We start from the raw sequence: 17,937 nt of genomic DNA on the forward strand, positions 1-17,937 counted from the left end.
AGCAGCTAGCTACCGCGCGTCAGCAGATCAGCTATTGAAAGGGCGAACAGGAACACCAGCCAGAACCCCGCGCCCAGCGCGAAGAAGCGAACCAGCGGCGAGTGGGTGCCGAGCTGGGCCAGGCCAAACAGCACCAGCAGGGCCTGCCCGGCCGCACAAACCAACGCGACCATTGCCCATTGTGGAAACTGAATGGCTATCGTGACGCTGATGGCCACTAGCGCTAGTAGTCCGGCATAGATCAGCACCAGCTTGCTTGCCTTCATGCTGCCCTCCCGACCAGATAAAGCGAGGGATACAAAAAAATCCAGATCACATCGACCATGTGCCAGTACAGCCCGACCATTTCCAGTGTAATCGCCCGCTCCGGCAGTTTCATATGGGCGAAGTGAATGCGCCCCACCATGCCCAGCACGATCACCACCGCAATGGTCAGGTGCACCGCATGCAGCGCGGTGGCGAAGAAATAAATGTTCATGAACAGCCGCGCGGCTGGATTCTCCAGCGGCGACTCGCGGCCTATGCCGGGCAACAGCCCTTCGTGGTATTCCCAGCCGTACTCAAAGAATTTCACCCCCAGGAACGCCAGGCCGAAGAAGGCACTGAGCAAGAGCCACTGCTGCACCCGACGGTAGTTACCCAAGCGCGAAGCCTGCACCATCAGGCTCATGCACAGGCTGCCGGTGAGCAACAGCGCGCTGTTGAATCCCGCCAGAATCGAATGCAGGTGCTGCACCGCCTCGCCCACTGCCTCGGGGTGCTGCAGTCGGTAGTAGTAGATGACCAGCAACAGCACGCCAAACATCATGATTTCAGTGGCGAGAAACAACCACATGCCCAGAAAACTCGCTTCTCGCTGCTGGGCTGCGGTCTGGTAAGGCTCGGTCAGGTACCCGTCAGGATCGGCCATGGGTCGCCTCTGGAGGGTAATCGTAGGCCTCGAAGTCAACGATCGGCGTCTCGACAAAGTTGTACTGGGGCGGTGGCGACGAGGTGCGCCATTCCAGCCCCGCCGCATCCCATGGGTCGTCATCGGCCAACGGGCCGTAACGCAACGACCAGAGCAGATAGCAGAACGGCATGATGTAACCCACCGCCAGTACCCCTGCGCCAGCGGACGACAACACATGGAGGAATTGAAAGTCTTCCGGGTAGCTGTGGTAGCGCCGTGGCATGCCCAGATAGCCGAGCAGGAACTGTGGGAAAAATGTCAGGTTGAAACCGCAGAAGATCATCACCGCCGCGATCTTGCCCCACAGCTGCGAGTACATCCGCCCGGTCATCTTCGGCCACCAGAAGTGCAGCGCGCCAAAGAACCCGGCCACCGCCGCGCCGACCATGATGTAGTGGAAATGCGCGACCACGAAATAGGTGTCGTGCACGTGCACGTCCGCGGCCAGCAGTGCGAGGAACAACCCGGTTACCCCGCCAATGACGAACAGGCCGATAAAGGTCAGCGCATAGAGAAAGTGCGCATCGATGGTCAGGTTGCTTTTGTAGAGTGTCGCGGTCCAGTTGTAGACCTTGATCGCTGAAGGGATTGCCACCAGAAAGCTCAGCAACGAGAAGACCATGCTGGCGTACATCGACTGCCCCGCCACGAACATGTGGTGGCCCCAGACCATGAAGCCGATCACCGCGATGGCCAGGCTGGAATAGGCCACGAATGAATAACCAAAAATACGCTTGTGCGCCGCCGCGGTAATCAGTTCGCTCATCACGCCCATCGCCGGCAGGATCATGATGTATACCGCCGGATGGCTGTAGAACCAGAACAGGTGCTGAAACAGCAGCGGGTCGCCCCCCAGGCTTGGATCGAACACGCCAATGCCGAACAGGTACTCCGCCGCCACCAGCAGCAGTGTGATTGCCAGCACCGGCGTGGCCAGCACCAAGATCACCGAGGTGGCATACAGCGACCAACAGAACAGCGGCATCCGGAACCAGGTCATGCCCGGCGCACGTAGCGTATGAATGGTGACGATGATGTTCAGCCCCGTCAGGATCGACGAGAAGCCGACGATGAACACCCCGAGAATCACCGCCACCACATGGCCGTTACTGAACATCGTCGACAGCGGCGTGTAGAAGGTCCAGCCGGTATCCACGCCTCCGGCCAGGAGCGAGTACAGCGTGAAGAGGCCTCCACCCACCAACAGGTACCAGCTGAACAGATTCAGCTTGGGAAAGGCCATCTCCTTGGCACCAATCATGATCGGGATGAGGAAGTTGCCAAACACCGCCGGGATCGAGGGAATCAGGAAGAACCACACCATGACCACACCGTGCAGGGTGAAGGTGCGGTTGTAGCCGTCCGGGCTCAACAGGTCGCCCTCGGGGGTGACCAGCTCGATGCGCACCAGGCCGGCAGCCAGGCTGCCGAGGAAGAAGAAGACTGTTACACCGATCAGGTAGAGGATTGCGATGCGCTTGTGGTCCGTGGTCAGCAGCCAGGTGCGTAGCCCGTGCTCGTCGGCAAGGTAACTGGGCGAGCGGTCGGCGGCCGGGTTCTTCTGAGTCAAGGTAGTGTCTCCTCTGGCGTCGGGCTGCGGGGGCTGTCGGCATGCGGCTCGCCCTGCCCGCTTTCCCCTACTTTGCCAAGCGACTGGATATAGGCCGTCAGGCGCAGCACGCCCTCCTCATCGATCACGTTGGCGAAGCTCGGCATGATCGATTCGTAGCCAGCCACAATCTGCTTGTGCGGCAGCAGGATGCTGTCGCGAATGTAGGCCTGGTCGGCCACGACAAAGCTGCCGTCCTCCAACGCCACCCGACGGCCATAAAGTCCCTCGAGTTTCGGTGCCTTGGCCACGGCGGCCGGGCCATGACAACCGCTGCAACCGAACTGACGAAACAGCACCTCACCCTGCTCGGCCAAGGATTCGCTGGCACCGGCCTGTGACAGCCAGCGCGCGTACTCCTGTGGCGGTTGCACAATCAGCGTGGCAAGCATCTTCGAATGATCGGTGCCGCAGTACTCGGCACAGAACACCTCGTAGCGACCCGCTTCGGTGGCGTTGAACCAAAGCTGCGTGTAACGCCCCGGCACCAGGTCCTGCTTGATGCGCAGGGCTGGAAAGTAAAGGCTGTGAATCACGTCCTGGGAGATCATGTTCAGCCGCACCGGGCGCCCAACCGGCACGTGCAAGGTATTGATCTCGCGTTGACCACCGGGATGCTGGAATTTCCACATCCATTGCTTGGCCACCACCTGAATCTCCATGGCATCCACCGGCGGCGTGCGCACTTCGTAATACAGCTTTGCCGAGACCAGATAGATGATCATCGAGCCAATGAAGGGCAGTACGATCCAGGTCATTTCGACCTTCATGCTGCCGCGCGGGCGATGGTCGCGTCGGACCTTGGTGCCCTTGCGGTAGCGTATTGCGAAAAGAATCGTGAGCACGAACACCGGGACCACGAAGATCGTCATCATTCCGGTGAACGACCAGATCAACCAGTCGATGCTGCTCGCATGCTCGGATGCGGTTTGCGGCCACAGGCGCAGAAAATCATTGTCCATCGCCGGCCTCCCGCTTGCGTCGCTCGCGCCACAGCGACAGCCCGATGAAACCGAGCAATGCCAGCGCCGTGCCGGTGCCGCCCACCTGCAGCGCACCGATGACCCAGTTGTCGTACCCACCGGTGCGCGGGTTGTAGTGGTAACAGAGCAGCAGTAACTGATCACTGAAATCGCCGACCCGCCCTTCGCCAGCATCAGTCAGGGCCAGCCGCAGATCGTTGGGCTGATAGCCGAGCCCATACAGCCACTGCACCAGCTTGCCGGACGGGCTCAGCGTGGCGACCGCCGAGGCGTGCGCGTATTCCTGAATTTCCGCATCCCAGCGGTAATGAAAGCCCAGCGCGTCGCTGACACGGCGGCTGGCCGACTCCTGTCCGGTGAGCAAATGAACCGATTGCGAACCCGCCAACTCTGGCCAACGCCGTTCGAGCTTGTCGCGTTCGGCACGGGCATCAGCCGGCGTCTCGTGCGGGTTGAAGCTATAGGCGATCACCACGTAATCCTTGCCGAGTTCGAAGGGCACCGCGCCGAGCAGGTTGAACAGGCTCGCCAGTTGCGACCCGCACACGTTGGGGCAGCGGAAATACACCGGCACCAGCACCGCAGGCCGACCATCGAGCAATTCGGCAAGCGTGACCGACTTGCCGCTGTCATCGGTGAAGCGCGTATCCAGTGGCACCTGTGCACCGGGCTGCGGGTCGATGCCGGCGGCAGCGAAGGGATCAAATGGCTCGGCGGCTCGCGCAGAGAATGTCAGCACCAAGGACAAGGCAGCGGCGAGGATCAGCAGCAGACGGCTCATCAGGGTTGCGCCCTCTGTTTGGTCTGTTGCAGGCGTACGTCCCCCCCGCCGCTGGCCTCCACCGGCGCCGGCCAGCCGCGCTCGAGCAACAGGACACGTGCCCGCTGGAGCGGGACGCTCGCAATGCCAGCATCGCGGTCGATCCAGGCATAGCGGCTCAGGCGCTGCTCAGCCTCGCGGATCACCTGCTGGCCGTTGCCACGGCTACTGGTTTCCAGACGCGGCGCAGGCGGGATAATTCTGTCGCGTTCGAGCGCCGTCACCGGGGGCTCGGGCGTCGACTCGTAGTAGCTAATCAGCACAGCAACGGCAGTAAGCGACACTGCCAGCGTAGCCAGCAAGCCGAAGCCAACCGCCAACAGGCCTTTGACATTGGCGTCGTGATGTTCGAAGCCATCGTCTTTCGAGCGCGGGTCGACCGGAACGCTCATGCGGACCTCCTCGGTAGAACCAGCAGCGCGATCAGTCCGCCACCAGCGGCGGCAGCGGCCAACATCGCCAAGCCGCTCGCCAGCGCATTCAAACCAGACAGGCTCGCCAGGCTCAGCCAGGCGCCTTCGGCCAGCCCCAGCAGCAGCGTGCCACCGGCGAGCACCGCCAGTGGCACCCGGCGCGCTGAAAACGGCCACCAGGTCGCGACGAATACCAGGCTCTGCAGCGCCACCAACCAGGTCAACAATGGCCATTCGCGGGCGCGGATCTCGTACCAGCGAACCTCTTCGGGCAGGTTGCCGTACCAGACAATCAGATACTGCATGAAGTGCAGATAGATCCAGGCTAACGCCGCAGCCGACAGCAAGCCGCGCAAAACACCCGTGTGGGAGGCACCGGCGAACAGGCTGAACAGAATGCAGGCAGTGATCCCGGACAGCATCAGCCGGCCCAGCCACAACAGCCCGAATATGCTGGACGCGAAGTGCGGGTCCATCGATTGAGCCCAGTCGAAGGCCGCCAGCGACACGCTCAGCACCACCGCGATCAGGCCCAGACCGGCCCCAGCAGGGTTGTGCAGCGTGGTCGGTAGCAGCCAGCGCGCCAGCGCCCACCACAGGACGACATAGAGCAAACCGCGCACGACGAAACTGGGCCACCAGAGCCACAATCCGCGGAAGCCATCGTTGTACTGGTGCATCCACTCGTAGATAAACCCGGCGCCAAGCAGCCCGGGCAGCACCAGTATTGCCAACCCCGGCATGGCCCGGCTGGCAACCAGCGTCCAGGGCCATAGCTGATCGCGAACGCTGCCGCTGACCGGCGCCAGTGCAAGCCCCAAAGCCAATGCGCCCAGCGGAATCCCGGCAAGCCCCAGCAGGCTGGCCACACAGGCGGCCAGGGTGTCGCGCGGCGCCAGCAGCAGGCCGATGCCGAGCCCAACCACGCCGATGGTCAACGCCACCCAGGCAATGCTGCGTGCACCCTTGGCGCCCTTGAAACTCACCGCGCTCATGGCAATGCCTCCAGCGCGCGGCGATCCAGCTCCGGCAGCGTCCCGACCTTGGCCGCCCGCGCCAACTGCAAGGCGCGTATATGCGCAACGATGGCCCAACGATCAGCCGGTTTCACGCGCGCGGCATAGCTGTACATCACCCCATAACCTTCGGCGATTACCCGGATAAAGTGGCGATCCGCGGCCTGAATCAGACGCGGCTCGGCGAAGTCTGGCGGTTGCGGAAAGCCCCGCTCGACCACCGCGCCCAGGCCATCACCGGCCAAGCCATGACAAGGCACGCAATTGATGCGATAGCGCTCCTCACCACGCGCCAGCAGCGCTTCAGTCAGCGGCGGACGCTCGGCCAGGACCGCCCCCCATGCCAACTCGCCGCGCGCCACCGTGCCTACCGGCGGCGCCTGGTTCACCTTGCCGTCCGGGAAGAACAGGGAGGCCTCCTGCGCGTCGGCACGTGGCTGCTGCGCCATCTGATCGCAGCCGCTGAGCAACAGGATGAAAACGAAAAGCCAAGGCATCAGGCAGGCACCTTGCTGACCGACACCGCCCGTTCCGCCAGCCATAGCGCTGTCTCGGTCTCGCTGAACAGCGGATCGTCCGCCCGAATACAGAGCAGGAAGCGATCGTCCGTGGCGCGTTTGAAGGCTTCCATTTCGAACAGCGGGTGGTGCAGCAGCGGCAACCGGCAAAGAAACAGCGGACCGAACAGCGCACCCAGCGCGCCGCCGGTGATGGTCAGTAGAAAGGTGATGACGGCGAAGCCCTGCAAAGCGATCAGCGGCCGGCCGCCGATATCCAGTGGGTAACTGAGATTGGCGTATATCTGCATGCCCAATCCCAGCCCGCCGCCGATCAGCGCACCGAGGATCCCGGCCCAGTAGGCGCGATTGTTGCGCTGGCCGAGCACCGGCTCCAGCTCCGGCAGCATGAACGGGCTGTACGCCTCCATCCGCGTGTAGCCAGCCTCGCGCGCGGCGCGGGCCGCCTCGATCAGCGGCTCGGGCTGGGTGAAGTCAGCCAGAAATCCGTAGCAGCGCTCAGTCATCGGCCTCTCCCCGATAACGGTGCAGCGCCTCTTTGACTTCAAAGGTGGAGACCATCGGCAGCAGCCGCATGAACAAACTGAACGGCACAAGGAACAGCCCGAAGGTACCGATGAACAAGGACCAGTCCCAGAACGTCGGGCTGTAGCCCTGCCAGGTGGCCGTGAGGTAATCACGGGTGGCCGGCACGATGATCAGCATCCAGCGCTCGCACCACATGCCGATCAGCACGCCGACCGCTATCGCCAGCAACGCCTTGCCATTGCGCCGCACTTGCGGCCACCAGAGCGCTTGCAGGCAAACCAGATTGAAGAAGATCGCCGTCCACCAGCTCCAGGCCATCGGCCCGGTCAGACGCGCCATGGCCATGGTGATCTCGTGTTCCTTGCCCGAATAGAAGGCGATGAAGGTGTCGGCAAAATAGCCGTAAGCAGTCATCCAGCCGCTGGCGAGCAGCAATACGCCGAGCACGTCCAGATGCTTGACCGTGATCAGTAACTGCCAACCGAAGAAACGGCGCAGCCCCAGCGCAATGATGATCACCAGCGCAAAGCCGGAGAAGATCGCGCCAGCGACGAAATACGGAGGAAACACCGTCGAGTGCCAGCCGGTTTCCGGTGACAGATCGAGCAGGAACGAGTAGCCGCTGGACACCGCAAACACCAGCGGAATCGCCAGCAGCGCAATGAAACGGTAGGCCCGCCGCCAGTGCGCCCAGTGCGAAGAAGCGCCCCGCCAGCCGAGTGCCAGCAGACCGTAGAAAATCTTGTAACGCCGTTTGAGGGCGTGATCGCGGGCCGAGGCGAAATCCGGTATCGCGCCGATGTAGATGAATATCAGCGACACGAACAGGTAGCCAAGCACGGCAAAGAAGTCCCACGACGTCGGGCTCTTGAACTGCGGCCACAGCTCCATGGTGTTCGGGTATGGGGCGCTCCAGTAGAACAGCCAGGGCCGCCCCAGGTGCAGGATCGGGTAGATGCCGGCGCAGACCACCGCCATGAGCGTCATCAGCTCGGCCATGCGGTTGAGCGAGTTGCGCCACGGCCGGTTGAGCAGCAGCAACATCGCCGAAATGAAGGTTCCGGCATGACCGATGCCCAGCCACCACATGTAGTTGAGGATGGGAAATCCCCAAAACACCGGGTCGTTGTTGCCGAACACGCCGACACCCTTCCAGACCACCACGACCGCCGAGGCGATGAACAGCCCCAGCAGCAGGCAGCTGAAGATGAACAGCGCCCACCAGGCGCGGCGATAACGAGCAAAGTCGACCGGGACGGTCAGCACCCGGTCCGAAACTTCACCGAGCGGCATCTGCCCGGGCAGGAAGTGCGGCGTATCGGCACCTGTGTACCCGCAACCCACACCAGCGCCGCTCACGACTCGTCCTCGACAACCTTGGGCAGATCGACCACACCCAGATAAGTCGTCTTCGGTCGCGTGCCGAGTTCTTCCAGCAGCGCGTAGTGACGCTGGGTATCGCGCCCCTCGAGGACGCGCGCGCCGGGATCAGACAGATCACCGAACACGATGGCCTGGGTCGGGCAGCTCTGCTGGCAAGCGGTCTGCACCTCGCCATCGGCCACCGGGCGATTCTCGATACGGGCAGCGATGCGCGCCTCACTGATGCGCTGGACGCAATAGGTGCACTTTTCCATCACGCCGCGCGAGCGCACCGTGACGTTGGGGTTGCGCTGATGCTGGATCGAGGGCTCATCGTCGCCTGTCCAGTCAAACCAGTTGAAGCGTCGCACCTTGTACGGGCAGTAGGACGCGCACGTGCGGGTCCCGATGCAGCGGTTGTAGATCTGCTCATTGAGACCGTCCGGCCCGTGCACCGTGGCGTTGACCGGGCACCCGACCTCGCACGGCGCCTGTTCGCACTGCATGCAGGGCACCGGCTGGAACGCCGACGACTCGGGCTCGTCAGGGTCTCCTTTGTAATAGTGGTCGACTCGCAGCCAGTGCATGTTGCGGCCCACGGCGACCTGCTCTTTGCCAACCACGGGAATATTGTTCTCCGCCTGGCAGGCGACAACGCAGGCGTTGCATCCGATGCACTGATCCAGGTCGATGGTCATACCCCACACCGGCTCTTTCGGAGGCGTCGGCGGGTAGAGCGTCTTCGCTTGTTCGAAGCGGTACAGCGGCTCTGTCGCCACCTTGCGATAGGCCTCATCGCGCGGCTCGCTCTTGATGGCTTCTTTGCCATGCAGCACGTGATGCGACTGGGTCGTGGCCAGCGGCATGAACTCACCGGTTTTCTCCAGCATGGCGCCGCGACACAGCCAGGGATCAACAGCTGTGCGCAACGGCGCCAGGTCATAGCCCAGACGATCCGCCACGCGCCCGGCGCGGGTGCGGCCATAACCGGCATAAAGGCTGAGGGTGTGCTCGGCGTGGCCAGGCATGATCCAAACCGGGCCAATCACCACGCGGCGTTCTAGCGTGACGCGCACCATGTCACCGTTCGCCAGCCCATAGGCTTCGGCGAGCTTTGGTGCCACGCCGATGACGTTGTCCCAGGTGAGCTTGGTGATCGGCTTGGGCAGCTCCTGTAACCAGCCGAGGTTTGCCAGGCGTCCATCCCATACGCTGGGGTCCGGCAGAAAGCGCAGTGTCAGCCCTTCCACCGGAGCGGGCTCTGCTTCCCAGGTGACGGGCGCCGCCTCGATGGTCAACGGAGGCAGCGCGGTGTCGGCGATAAAGCCAAGTTCCAGCGCCTGCCGCCAGGCGTTCTCATCGAGCGCCTGCCAGGTCTTGCGCAACTCTGCCCGGCCATCGGGGGTGAGGTCCCCCTGCAACAGCGCCAATACCTCGGAAACCGTTCGGCTGCTGTAGAAGGTGCGCACCAACGGCTGGCCAAGACAGACACTGCCATCGGCGGCGCGGGCGTCGTTCCAACCGTCGAGGTTGTGGGTCAACGGCAGATGCCAGTGGCAGTAGGCGGCCGTCTCGTCGTAGTAGAGCCCGGCATGGATGCGCAACGGCACCTGATCAAGCACAGCTTCCAGTTCCAGATCCGCCGGTGCGGTGTCCACGGGGTTGCATTCAAGCATCAGCAGCGCTTCGACCTGATCGCTGCGAATAGCCTCGACCAGTTGCGGAAGATCGCCCAGACGCTGCCCCGCCGCTTCGAGCCAGACCACCGGCACGCTATAGGTCAGCGTGTTTCCGACATTACCCAGCCGCTGATTGAGCCGGTGCACAGCTGCCTGGACCGCCAGCGGTGTGCGCTCACCAGCAGTGATCAGGCAGCGTCCGGCGCGGGCTTTGAGTTCGCGGGCGACCGCCTCGATCCAGCGCTGACGCTCGACCGGCAGCGGTTGGGCCGGCCCTTCGCCCTCACCCAGCGCGGCTGCCAACGCCTGCAGACAGGCTTGCAACGTCTCCGGCTCGATTCGCTGGCGCTCGCTGGCCTTCGCCCCGGTCAGCGTCGGCACTGATTCGACGACCAGCAAACGTGCTTCGCCGTCGCCCTTCGCTGCTCGCCGCTTGCGCTCGCCCCAGCCGAGCGCATGCGGCAGTTCGCGGGGCCCGGCGCCAAGCCAATCATGTTCGAAACTCAACACCCATTCGGCCGCCTCGAAGCGGTAGTGCGTCTCGACGGCACGACCGAAGGCGCGCTCGGCAGCCTGATAGTGATCGCCCTCGAAAGGTTCGTGTCGATACAGCTGGGCCTCGGGCCAGCGCTGCAGCAATTCCTCTAGCTGACGGCGCAACGTCGGTGAGCTGCTGGCACCGAACAACAGGTGCAGCCCGCGACCACGCTGTTGATCAAGCCGTTCAGCCAGGCGGCTGGCATCGAGCTGGAAGCTGTCCCAGCTGGTATCCACGCCTTTGAAACGTGGTGCCTGCGAGCGGTCGGGGTCGTACAGCTGGAGAATCGCCGCCTGAATGATCGCCGTACTGGCTCCCTGGCTGAGCGGGTGATCGGGGTTGCCCTCCAGCTTGGTTGGACGACCCACATGGGTGCGGCCCAGGACCGGCTGGGCGTAGCCGGCAAAGGTCACCGTGGTGGCATACCACTGCGCCTCGCCGGGGATGACCTTTTCCGGCTGCACCACATAAGGCACGCCCTTTTCCGGTTCACTGCAGCCGGCGAGCCCGGCCATGGCCATGGACGCGCCCATCACCTGCAGGAAGCGTCGACGGTCCATCTGCGGCGCGATCGACGGAAACTCGGCTTCGACGAATTCGGCAAACGCCGGTTCGTCGGCCAGCTGTTCGAGGCTGCGCCAGTACCCTGCCCCGCGCTCGCCTTCCAGACGCGCGCGAATCGCCGTCCAGTCGAGGGGCGCAGGGTGCTGTGGGTCGGTTTCGTCTCGAATCTGCATGGCCTACCTATGGCATGTGTAGCAATGGGTCAGGTTGCCGTCGCCGATGTGGTACTGGCGCATGAGCGCCTCGCCGAGCTCCCGGCGGTCGCCCTTGTATTGCCAGTTCATGTCGGTCACAGCGTCCCGAGGGCGCAGGCGTGGCGCAGGGTCCTGATGACAATCGAGACACCAGCTCATGGTGAACGGCTCCGCCTTGCTCATCAGCGGCATGCGGTCGACCTGCCCATGGCATTCGGCGCAACCCACGCCAGCGTTGACGTGCACACCGTGGTGGAAAAATACGTAATCCGGCAGTTCGGTCACCCGATTCCAGCGCAACGGCTCGCCTTCAACGAGGCTCTGGCGAACCGGTGCGAGCATTTCCGCGCCGGTCCAGATATGCGAATGACAGCTCATGCAGGTGTGAGTTGGCGGCAGGCCCGCCACCGGGCTGGTCTCGACATTGTCGTGGCAGTAGCGACAGTCGATCTGCAGCGCACCGGCGTGATGCTCATGGCTGAAAGGCACCGGCTGGTTGACCGTGAAACCCTGGTCGGTGACATAGGACGAGCGCGACAGGATGACGAACGCGACGAAAACCCCGACAAGCCCCAATGACAAAAGGAGCAATACCAGACGTAACCACATGTCGGCGGTGCGGGGGAAAAGCTGGGCCATCCGGTAAGGCGCGTCCTGACTGTATCCGTATGTGACTGTATGTTTCTGGCCGCCCACCGGCGCATGAGTTCAATCGAAGCGGCGATCCAGGTGCCAAAGGCCATGGAGACCCCACAGATCAGAAGGGAACATTTGCGCAGGGCGGCCAGTCAGCTATGAACAATCATTTCCGGAACCAGCGCTCTAGCCTTGCGCTATAGCGCTGGAGTTCGCAGGAGCCGCCGGGCCGTGCCGGCGCCAGGCCAGGATGCCATCCGCACCCATCCGACAACAAAAACGGAGGCCTGATGAGCAACTGCACGATCCACTTCGACGGCAAGCCACTTAACGGCGATGCCGACACCCCGCTGATCGATTTTCTAGCCAGCCATGACATCGACCTTCCCCACGTCTGTTATCACCGCGCGCTGGGATCGCCACAAACCTGCGACGTCTGCTGGGTTCAGGTCGATGGCGAACTGGTGCGCGGCTGTACGCTGAAAGCGCACGACGGGCTCGAAGTCACCAGCCAGATACCCGAGGCCAAGGCCGCGCGCGAGGAAGGCATGGATCGGCTGGTGGCCAAGCACGAGCTGTACTGCACGCTGTGCGAGCACAACACCGGCGACTGCACGTTGCACAACACCTATGCGCAGATCAATCCGCCGATCCAGCGCTACGAATTCAAGCGCAAGCCTTACGACAAGGATCATTCCAACCCCTTCTACACCTACGATCCCGACCAGTGCATCCTTTGCGGCCGCTGTGTCGAAGCCTGCCAGAACGTCGAGGTCAACGAGACGCTGTCCATCGACTTCAACATGGAACATCCGCGCGTGCTGTGGGATGGCGGCAAGCCGATCGACGAATCCAGCTGCGTAAGCTGCGGCCACTGCGTAACCGTATGCCCATGCAACGCGCTGCTGGAAAAGACCATGCAGCCCGACGCCGGCCCCTTCACGGCGCTGCCGCAGGATGTGAAGCGGCCGATGATCGACATGGTCAAGAAGCTTGAGGAAACCATCGGCGCGCGGCCGATCACCGCCATCTCGAAGCTGGACATGCATTGGCGCCAGCCTGAGATCAAACGTACGAAAACGGTCTGCACCTACTGCGGCGTGGGCTGCTCGTTCGAGATGTGGACGCGTGACCGGCATATTCTCAAGGTGCAACCAGTAGTCGATGCGCCAGCCAACGGCATCTCCACCTGCATCAAGGGCAAGTTCGCTTGGGATTTCGTCAACGACCCGAAGCGCCTGACCACCCCGCTGATCCGCGACAACGGCAAATTTCGTGAGGCCAGCTGGGATGAGGCGCTCGATCTGGTCGCCCATCGTCTGCTGCAGATCCGCGATAACCACGGACCGGACGCTATCGGATTCATCGGATCGAGCAAGGCCAGTAACGAAGAGGCCTACCTCACACAGAAGATCGCCCGCGCGATCATCGGCACCAACAGCGTCGACAACTCCTCCCGCTACTGTCAGAACCCGGCCACCAAAGGCCTGTTCCGCACAGTAGGCTATGGCGGGGATGCCGGCACTATCGAGGATATGGAGAAGGCCGACCTGATCGTCATGGTCGGCAGCAACCTGTCCGAAAACCATCCGGTGATTGCCTCCAAACTGAAGGCGCAAAAAAAGCACCGGGGCCAGAGGTGGGTGGTGTTTGACCCGCGCAAGCACGAGATGGCCGAGCGCGCTGATATTCATCTGCGTCCCAACGCCAGCACCGACATGGTCTGGGCCTCAGCGCTGTCGCGCTACATGTTCGAGCATGGCTATGCCGACCAGGAGTTCCTCGATGCACGGGTCAATCAGATCGAGGAATACAAGCAGTCGCTGGAGCCCTTCACCATGGACTTCGCTGCGCAGATCACTGGTATCGAGAAAGAAAAACTGATCGAAGCGGCCGAGCTGATTGGTCAGGCGAAAAGCGTGTGCCTGCTCTGGGCCATGGGCATCACGCAGCACAGCCACGGTTCGGACACCAGCACGGCGCTGTCGAACCTCTTGCTGGTTACCGGCAACTACGGCCGGCCCGGCACCGGCGGCTATCCAATGCGCGGGCATAACAACGTTCAGGGCGCCAGCGACTTCGGTTGCCTGAAGAACATGTACCCCGGCTACGAAAAGGTCACCGAGGAAAAGAACCGCGACAAGTGGGCCAAAGCCTGGGGCGTGCCCAAGGAGAAACTGTCGCTGGAAAAAGGCAACGACAACTTCACCATGGTCAAGGGCGCCGACGAGGGCTCGGTCAAGGCGATGTTCATCATCGGCGAGGAAACCGCGTTCTCCGACGCTGACAGCACTAGCGTGCACAGCGGCTTCGAAAGCCTGGATTTCATGGTAGTGCAGGACATCTTCATGAGCCGCACCGCCGAGTTCGCCGACGTGGTGCTGCCGGCCTCTCCCTCGGTGGAGAAGGACGGCACCTTCACCAACACCGAACGCCGCATTCAGCGCTTCTACCAGGTGCTGCCGCCGCTCGGCGAAAGCCGTCCCGATTGGCAAATCCTCACCGACCTCGCCAAGCGCATGGGCTATGACTGGGGCTACACCCACCCGAGCCAGATCATGGATGAGGCGGCGAGCATCGCCACCATGTTCCAAGGCGTCAGCTATGAGCGGCTGGAAGGCTGGCAGTCGTTGTTCTGGCCGATGCAAAGCGACGGCAGCACCACACCGCTGCTGTATACCGAGCGTTTCCACACCGATGACGGCAAGGCCATGCTCTTCCCGCTGGAATGGAAAGCGCCCGCCGAAGCGGCCGATAGCGAGTACGACATCATGCTCGACAACGGCCGCATGCTTGAACAATTCCAGAGCACCAATCAGACCGGGCGCGGGCCGCGCATCTGGTCGCAGGCGCCGAACTGGTTCGTCGAAGTCAGCCCGGAGCTGGCCGCCGAGCGCGGCATCGAGGACGGCACCTGGGTACGGGTGACCTCGCGGCGCGGTTCGGTAGAAGCGCGCGCCACGGTGACTGACAGGGTCGCCGGTAACACGCTGTTCATGCCCATCCACCAGGGCAAACCCGGCTTGAACCTGCTCACCGGTGAACATCATGACCCGGATGTGAACACGCCGGCTTACAAGGAAACCGCGGTCAAGCTGGAAGTACTGCCAGAGAAAGGCGAGCCGCCGCTGCCGTCGAACAACTTCCGCAACGCCCATCGCACACCGAACGATGGCGTGCCCGTCGAGGTGAAGTGGTATCGCGAGGACTACGTCGAACCGCCCGCCCAAGCCCCGCACCCGGAGAGATTCTGATGGCCCAACGATTGAATTACGACGTCAAACCGACCCCGACCGAGCCGACTGCCCGCGAAGAACTGGATACCTTGCTGGAAACCCTGCATCAAGGCGGCATCCTGCGCTTCGCCAATGATCTGGCCGGCTCGCAGCAACAGCTGCTCAAGGTGCTGGTGGACGGCATGAGCAAGGAAGGCTCGCTCAACGCCATGCAGAACCTGTCGATCCTAGGCATGGCGCTGTCCCGCATCGAGCCCGCGCAGTTCTACAAGACGGTGTTCGCTTTCCAGTCCGCCTTTGCAGCCGTTGGCCGGTACCAGCCGGACGACAAGCACGACGAAGCGCCGGGTGTGACCGGCGCCTACAAGATGCTGCACGACGACGAACTATGGGCTGCGCTGATGCCCATCATCGAGGGGCTGAAGACCTTTGCCAGCGGTCTGGACAAGGAAGCGGAAAAGCCGATTACCGCCTTTAGCGGCAAGAAGACGGAGCAATGAAACCGAGTGCTATCTCCCGTTAAGCCTGATGCCCGGCCAGCAGCTTCGCGGCGAAATCCTGCAGATCATCACCGATCAGATCCGGCTGGCTTCCGGCCGGATTGAGCACTTTGCCCGGCCGTGCGATGAACGCGGTCCGACAACCTGCTGCCGCCGCGCCGGTGATGTCCCAGGCATGGGCCGCGACCATCATCATTTCTCCCAGCGCTATACCGTGGCGCTCGGCAGTCATTCGATACGGCTCCGCTGCCGGTTTGTAGCGCTGTGTTTCCTCGACAGACAGAACAGCGTCAAAGCTCTTGCCCAGCCCCGCCGTCTCCAGCTGCTGCCGTAGCGCCTGCAAGCTGCCGTTGCTCAGGGCGGTCAGGTGAAATCCCGCGTCGCGCAGCTGTTCCAGCGAGGGGCGCACATCCGGGTGGGCCGGCAGCCGCTTGATGCCCTCCACCAGCTCCTGACAATGCGCTTCGCTCACCTCGACCCCGTGTCGGCGCCCGACCACGACTAATGCGGCCTGAGCCAGATCAGCGAAAGGCTGAAAGCGGCCAATGATGGTCGCGGTCATCCAGCCCTCCTGCAGGGTCAGGAACCATTCGACACGGCTATTGGCATCACCGAAGAGGCGCGCAAAAAGCGGATCAAGCGCGGCAACGTCCAGCAACGTCTCGTTTACATCGAACACAAGGTGGCGAAGCATGCTCTTCTCCTACACGGATCGGTGGAGGGCCAAACGACCCTCATGGGATGGCAATGGCGCGGATCGCTGCTTATCGCGCAGGGATCACGGCGTGGTGCAGCGATACCAGCCGCGGTAGCCAACCCGTAGCCCCTGCTCTAGCTCGAATACCATATCGGCTTCCGTGAGTTTGGCTGGCATGGCGTCGCCGGCTATCTCAGCGGGTTTGATACTGACCGACATGCCATCAGTACTCAGCGCGAAACCACCGGCCTCGGCACGCTGCGCCGCGAGCTTCACCAACAGGCCATGAACCTTCATCACGCCTTGGCCTGCTTTATCACCCTTTAACTCAAGAGCGACAACAGGGGCGCTTTCGGCGGTGTAGGCAAAAATGCAGCGCGGCCCTGCGTCCAGCACCTTGTCGATTTCGGCTGCGTGGAGCGTCTGCGGATCAATCGTTGGAATGTCAGGCGTGCCCACCGCTTCGCGCGCACTGACAACCTCTGGTGTCGGTCCGCTCATCAGCGGCTTTTTAACACCTTCCCCAGGCGCAGGGTCGCCACAGGCGGTCAGCAACAGTGCGGCAAGCGGTGTGAGTAATTTCCAGGCGAGCGAACGAGAGCCGCTCCGGTGCATATGAAGTTGCATCAGTCGACCCTCTCGAGTTCGTTGATCAGGTATTTCATTTCGGATATTTCGCGACGCTGCGCCGCAATGATTTCATCAGCCAGTTTGCGCACGCGCGGATCGGTAATCTGTGCGCGCTCGCTGGTCATGATTGCAATCGAATGGTGGGGAATCATCGCCTTCATATAGTCCGTATCGCCTACCGTGGACTGGCTTCTAATTACCCAGAGCGTCAAGGCGAATACAACAATGCTGCCAATATATATGGCGATATTGACGCCCTTCTTCTGATACATATTGAGCATAAAGCTCAGCATGATCACCGCCATAACGGCGCCCATCAGAAGCGCCATCCATGCCCGGGTTTCGCTCCAGAAAATATGCTCGAAGGCATAAGTGTTCAGGTACATCAGGCCGAACATCACGACGGTAGAAGTTGCGATCATGGCGGCAAAGCGCCAATAGGACATTTGCATTATCTCGTTTCCTTTTATTAGTGCTTATGCGTGCCGGTTTGCTGACCCAGTGCGGCGTACTCGCTGCTGGTCATACCGGGTAGCCGCTTTACGAAAGCGGCAATATCCCAGAGCTCGGCATCCCCATGCGTTTCGCCGAAAGCCGGCATGGCCGACATACGAACGCCATGCTTGACCAGCCAGAACACCTCGTTTGGCTGCCAATGTGCAGCCTCCTCGACCAGGTGCGGCGGTTGCGGCAGCAAGCCCGTGGCCCACTCGGCTCGTTTGACGCCTGGGCCCGCGTGGCAGTGTTCGCACATTGCCTTGTAGTGCTCTGCTCCGGCCTCGACCTGCGCTTCGGAAAATTCTTCAGGCACCTCCAACTCATCGGCCCTGGCCGCCACTGAGTTACTCATGGTGGTGGAGAACAACCAGCGAACGAAGGGTGAATGATCCTGGGAAGCGGCGATGTTGTATGAGCCGGTATAGGCCACGAACAACATGAGCAACAAGGCAAATAAAGCAGCTAACATCACGCCCGCCGCTATGCCTTTGGTAAAGGAGCCTCTGGAGTTTTCCATATAACTCATTACCTCCATTGAGTGAGTGGCTTTGCTTAAGGCGTAGA

At 62.2% G+C, this 17,937-nt stretch carries 18 protein-coding genes; 2 read left to right on the plus strand and 16 right to left on the minus strand.

The window, feature by feature from the left end; translation table 11 throughout:
• Nucleotides 1–5: 5 nt before the first annotated feature.
• The 12 genes from ALTERO38_RS11265 to ALTERO38_RS11320 are packed head-to-tail and all read right to left on the minus strand — an operon-like array spanning nucleotide 6 to nucleotide 11,815.
• The gene (locus ALTERO38_RS11265; RefSeq protein WP_159968428.1) at nucleotides 6–266 is read right to left on the minus strand and encodes a hypothetical protein; all 261 of its coding nucleotides are present in this window, start codon (nucleotides 264–266) and stop codon (nucleotides 6–8) included.
• The gene (locus ALTERO38_RS11270) at nucleotides 263–910 is read right to left on the minus strand and encodes a cytochrome c oxidase subunit 3 (RefSeq protein WP_159968429.1); all 648 of its coding nucleotides are present in this window, start codon (nucleotides 908–910) and stop codon (nucleotides 263–265) included. The genes ALTERO38_RS11265 and ALTERO38_RS11270 overlap by 4 nt, the downstream gene beginning before the upstream one ends.
• Nucleotides 897–2,522, minus strand: coding sequence for a cbb3-type cytochrome c oxidase subunit I (locus ALTERO38_RS11275; protein WP_159968430.1), 1,626 nt, complete (start codon nucleotides 2,520–2,522; stop codon nucleotides 897–899). The genes ALTERO38_RS11270 and ALTERO38_RS11275 overlap by 14 nt, the downstream gene beginning before the upstream one ends.
• A complete protein-coding gene (gene coxB / locus ALTERO38_RS11280; RefSeq protein ID WP_159968431.1) occupies nucleotides 2,519–3,523 on the minus strand; it encodes a cytochrome c oxidase subunit II in 1,005 nt (334 codons plus the stop codon). The genes ALTERO38_RS11275 and coxB overlap by 4 nt, the downstream gene beginning before the upstream one ends.
• The gene (locus ALTERO38_RS11285; RefSeq protein WP_159968432.1) at nucleotides 3,513–4,325 is read right to left on the minus strand and encodes an SCO family protein; all 813 of its coding nucleotides are present in this window, start codon (nucleotides 4,323–4,325) and stop codon (nucleotides 3,513–3,515) included. Before ALTERO38_RS11285 ends, coxB begins: the two co-directional genes overlap by 11 nt.
• The gene (locus tag ALTERO38_RS11290; RefSeq protein WP_159968433.1) at nucleotides 4,325–4,756 is read right to left on the minus strand and encodes a hypothetical protein; all 432 of its coding nucleotides are present in this window, start codon (nucleotides 4,754–4,756) and stop codon (nucleotides 4,325–4,327) included. The genes ALTERO38_RS11285 and ALTERO38_RS11290 overlap by 1 nt, the downstream gene beginning before the upstream one ends.
• The gene (locus ALTERO38_RS11295) at nucleotides 4,753–5,772 is read right to left on the minus strand and encodes a hypothetical protein (protein ID WP_159968434.1); all 1,020 of its coding nucleotides are present in this window, start codon (nucleotides 5,770–5,772) and stop codon (nucleotides 4,753–4,755) included. The genes ALTERO38_RS11290 and ALTERO38_RS11295 overlap by 4 nt, the downstream gene beginning before the upstream one ends.
• Nucleotides 5,769–6,290: a cytochrome c gene (locus ALTERO38_RS11300; protein WP_159968435.1), complete on the minus strand. Its 522-nt coding sequence runs from the start codon at nucleotides 6,288–6,290 to the stop codon at nucleotides 5,769–5,771. Before ALTERO38_RS11300 ends, ALTERO38_RS11295 begins: the two co-directional genes overlap by 4 nt.
• Nucleotides 6,290–6,817 carry a DUF3341 domain-containing protein gene (locus tag ALTERO38_RS11305; RefSeq protein WP_159968436.1) on the minus strand — a complete coding sequence of 176 codons (528 nt, stop codon included), beginning with the start codon at nucleotides 6,815–6,817 and terminating at the stop codon, nucleotides 6,290–6,292. The genes ALTERO38_RS11300 and ALTERO38_RS11305 overlap by 1 nt, the downstream gene beginning before the upstream one ends.
• Entirely contained in the window at nucleotides 6,810–8,198 is a 1,389-nt protein-coding gene (gene nrfD, locus ALTERO38_RS11310; RefSeq protein WP_159968437.1) for an NrfD/PsrC family molybdoenzyme membrane anchor subunit, read from the minus strand. The genes ALTERO38_RS11305 and nrfD overlap by 8 nt, the downstream gene beginning before the upstream one ends.
• On the minus strand, nucleotides 8,195–11,155 hold the full coding sequence (locus ALTERO38_RS11315) for a TAT-variant-translocated molybdopterin oxidoreductase (protein ID WP_159968438.1): 2,961 nt from the start codon (nucleotides 11,153–11,155) through the stop codon (nucleotides 8,195–8,197). The genes nrfD and ALTERO38_RS11315 overlap by 4 nt, the downstream gene beginning before the upstream one ends.
• A gap of 3 nt (nucleotides 11,156–11,158) precedes the next feature.
• Entirely contained in the window at nucleotides 11,159–11,815 is a 657-nt protein-coding gene (locus ALTERO38_RS11320; protein WP_159968439.1) for a cytochrome c3 family protein, read from the minus strand.
• Nucleotides 11,816–12,102: 287 nt separating this feature from the next.
• On the opposite strand from ALTERO38_RS11320, the gene fdhF reads away from it, so the two are divergent.
• Both fdhF and ALTERO38_RS11330 read left to right on the plus strand, forming a co-directional pair.
• Nucleotides 12,103–15,066, plus strand: a complete 2,964-nt coding sequence (fdhF, locus tag ALTERO38_RS11325) for a formate dehydrogenase subunit alpha (RefSeq protein ID WP_159968440.1) — start codon at nucleotides 12,103–12,105, stop codon at nucleotides 15,064–15,066.
• Nucleotides 15,066–15,548 carry a hypothetical protein gene (locus ALTERO38_RS11330; RefSeq protein ID WP_102835467.1) on the plus strand — a complete coding sequence of 161 codons (483 nt, stop codon included), beginning with the start codon at nucleotides 15,066–15,068 and terminating at the stop codon, nucleotides 15,546–15,548. The genes fdhF and ALTERO38_RS11330 overlap by 1 nt, the downstream gene beginning before the upstream one ends.
• Nucleotides 15,549–15,567: 19 nt before the next feature.
• On the opposite strand, the gene ALTERO38_RS11335 is transcribed toward ALTERO38_RS11330, so the two are convergent.
• The 4 genes from ALTERO38_RS11335 to ALTERO38_RS11350 all read right to left on the minus strand — a co-directional run bounded on the left by ALTERO38_RS11335 (nucleotide 15,568) and on the right by ALTERO38_RS11350 (nucleotide 17,899).
• On the minus strand, nucleotides 15,568–16,242 hold the full coding sequence (locus ALTERO38_RS11335; RefSeq protein WP_159968441.1) for a haloacid dehalogenase type II: 675 nt from the start codon (nucleotides 16,240–16,242) through the stop codon (nucleotides 15,568–15,570).
• Between the two features lie 84 nt (nucleotides 16,243–16,326).
• Entirely contained in the window at nucleotides 16,327–16,872 is a 546-nt protein-coding gene (locus tag ALTERO38_RS11340; RefSeq protein ID WP_159968442.1) for a hypothetical protein, read from the minus strand.
• Nucleotides 16,872–17,327, minus strand: a complete 456-nt coding sequence (locus tag ALTERO38_RS11345; protein ID WP_148924019.1) for a DUF305 domain-containing protein — start codon at nucleotides 17,325–17,327, stop codon at nucleotides 16,872–16,874. The genes ALTERO38_RS11340 and ALTERO38_RS11345 overlap by 1 nt, the downstream gene beginning before the upstream one ends.
• A gap of 17 nt (nucleotides 17,328–17,344) precedes the next feature.
• Nucleotides 17,345–17,899: a cytochrome c gene (locus tag ALTERO38_RS11350; RefSeq protein ID WP_256663884.1), complete on the minus strand. Its 555-nt coding sequence runs from the start codon at nucleotides 17,897–17,899 to the stop codon at nucleotides 17,345–17,347.
• Between the last annotated feature and the right edge of the window lie 38 nt (nucleotides 17,900–17,937).

The organism is Pseudomonas sp. 9Ag, from assembly GCF_902506445.1.
Taxonomy (GTDB): domain Bacteria; phylum Pseudomonadota; class Gammaproteobacteria; order Pseudomonadales; family Pseudomonadaceae; genus Stutzerimonas; species Stutzerimonas stutzeri_AB.

Coding starts and splice junctions, on each gene's coding strand:
- ALTERO38_RS11320 (WP_159968439.1), bottom strand. CDS start 11,815: ATGGCCCAGCTTTTCCCCCGCACCGCCGACATGTGGTTACGTCTGGTA.
- ALTERO38_RS11305 (WP_159968436.1), bottom strand. CDS start 6,817: ATGACTGAGCGCTGCTACGGATTTCTGGCTGACTTCACCCAGCCCGAG.
- ALTERO38_RS11335 (WP_159968441.1), bottom strand. CDS start 16,242: ATGCTTCGCCACCTTGTGTTCGATGTAAACGAGACGTTGCTGGACGTT.
- coxB (WP_159968431.1), bottom strand. CDS start 3,523: ATGGACAATGATTTTCTGCGCCTGTGGCCGCAAACCGCATCCGAGCAT.
- ALTERO38_RS11290 (WP_159968433.1), bottom strand. CDS start 4,756: ATGAGCGTTCCGGTCGACCCGCGCTCGAAAGACGATGGCTTCGAACAT.
- ALTERO38_RS11345 (WP_148924019.1), bottom strand. CDS start 17,327: ATGCAAATGTCCTATTGGCGCTTTGCCGCCATGATCGCAACTTCTACC.
- ALTERO38_RS11315 (WP_159968438.1), bottom strand. CDS start 11,155: ATGCAGATTCGAGACGAAACCGACCCACAGCACCCTGCGCCCCTCGAC.
- ALTERO38_RS11300 (WP_159968435.1), bottom strand. CDS start 6,290: ATGCCTTGGCTTTTCGTTTTCATCCTGTTGCTCAGCGGCTGCGATCAG.
- fdhF (WP_159968440.1), top strand. CDS start 12,103: ATGAGCAACTGCACGATCCACTTCGACGGCAAGCCACTTAACGGCGAT.
- ALTERO38_RS11340 (WP_159968442.1), bottom strand. CDS start 16,872: ATGCAACTTCATATGCACCGGAGCGGCTCTCGTTCGCTCGCCTGGAAA.
- ALTERO38_RS11265 (WP_159968428.1), bottom strand. CDS start 266: ATGAAGGCAAGCAAGCTGGTGCTGATCTATGCCGGACTACTAGCGCTA.
- ALTERO38_RS11270 (WP_159968429.1), bottom strand. CDS start 910: ATGGCCGATCCTGACGGGTACCTGACCGAGCCTTACCAGACCGCAGCC.
- ALTERO38_RS11285 (WP_159968432.1), bottom strand. CDS start 4,325: ATGAGCCGTCTGCTGCTGATCCTCGCCGCTGCCTTGTCCTTGGTGCTG.
- ALTERO38_RS11350 (WP_256663884.1), bottom strand. CDS start 17,899: ATGAGTTATATGGAAAACTCCAGAGGCTCCTTTACCAAAGGCATAGCG.
- ALTERO38_RS11330 (WP_102835467.1), top strand. CDS start 15,066: ATGGCCCAACGATTGAATTACGACGTCAAACCGACCCCGACCGAGCCG.
- ALTERO38_RS11295 (WP_159968434.1), bottom strand. CDS start 5,772: ATGAGCGCGGTGAGTTTCAAGGGCGCCAAGGGTGCACGCAGCATTGCC.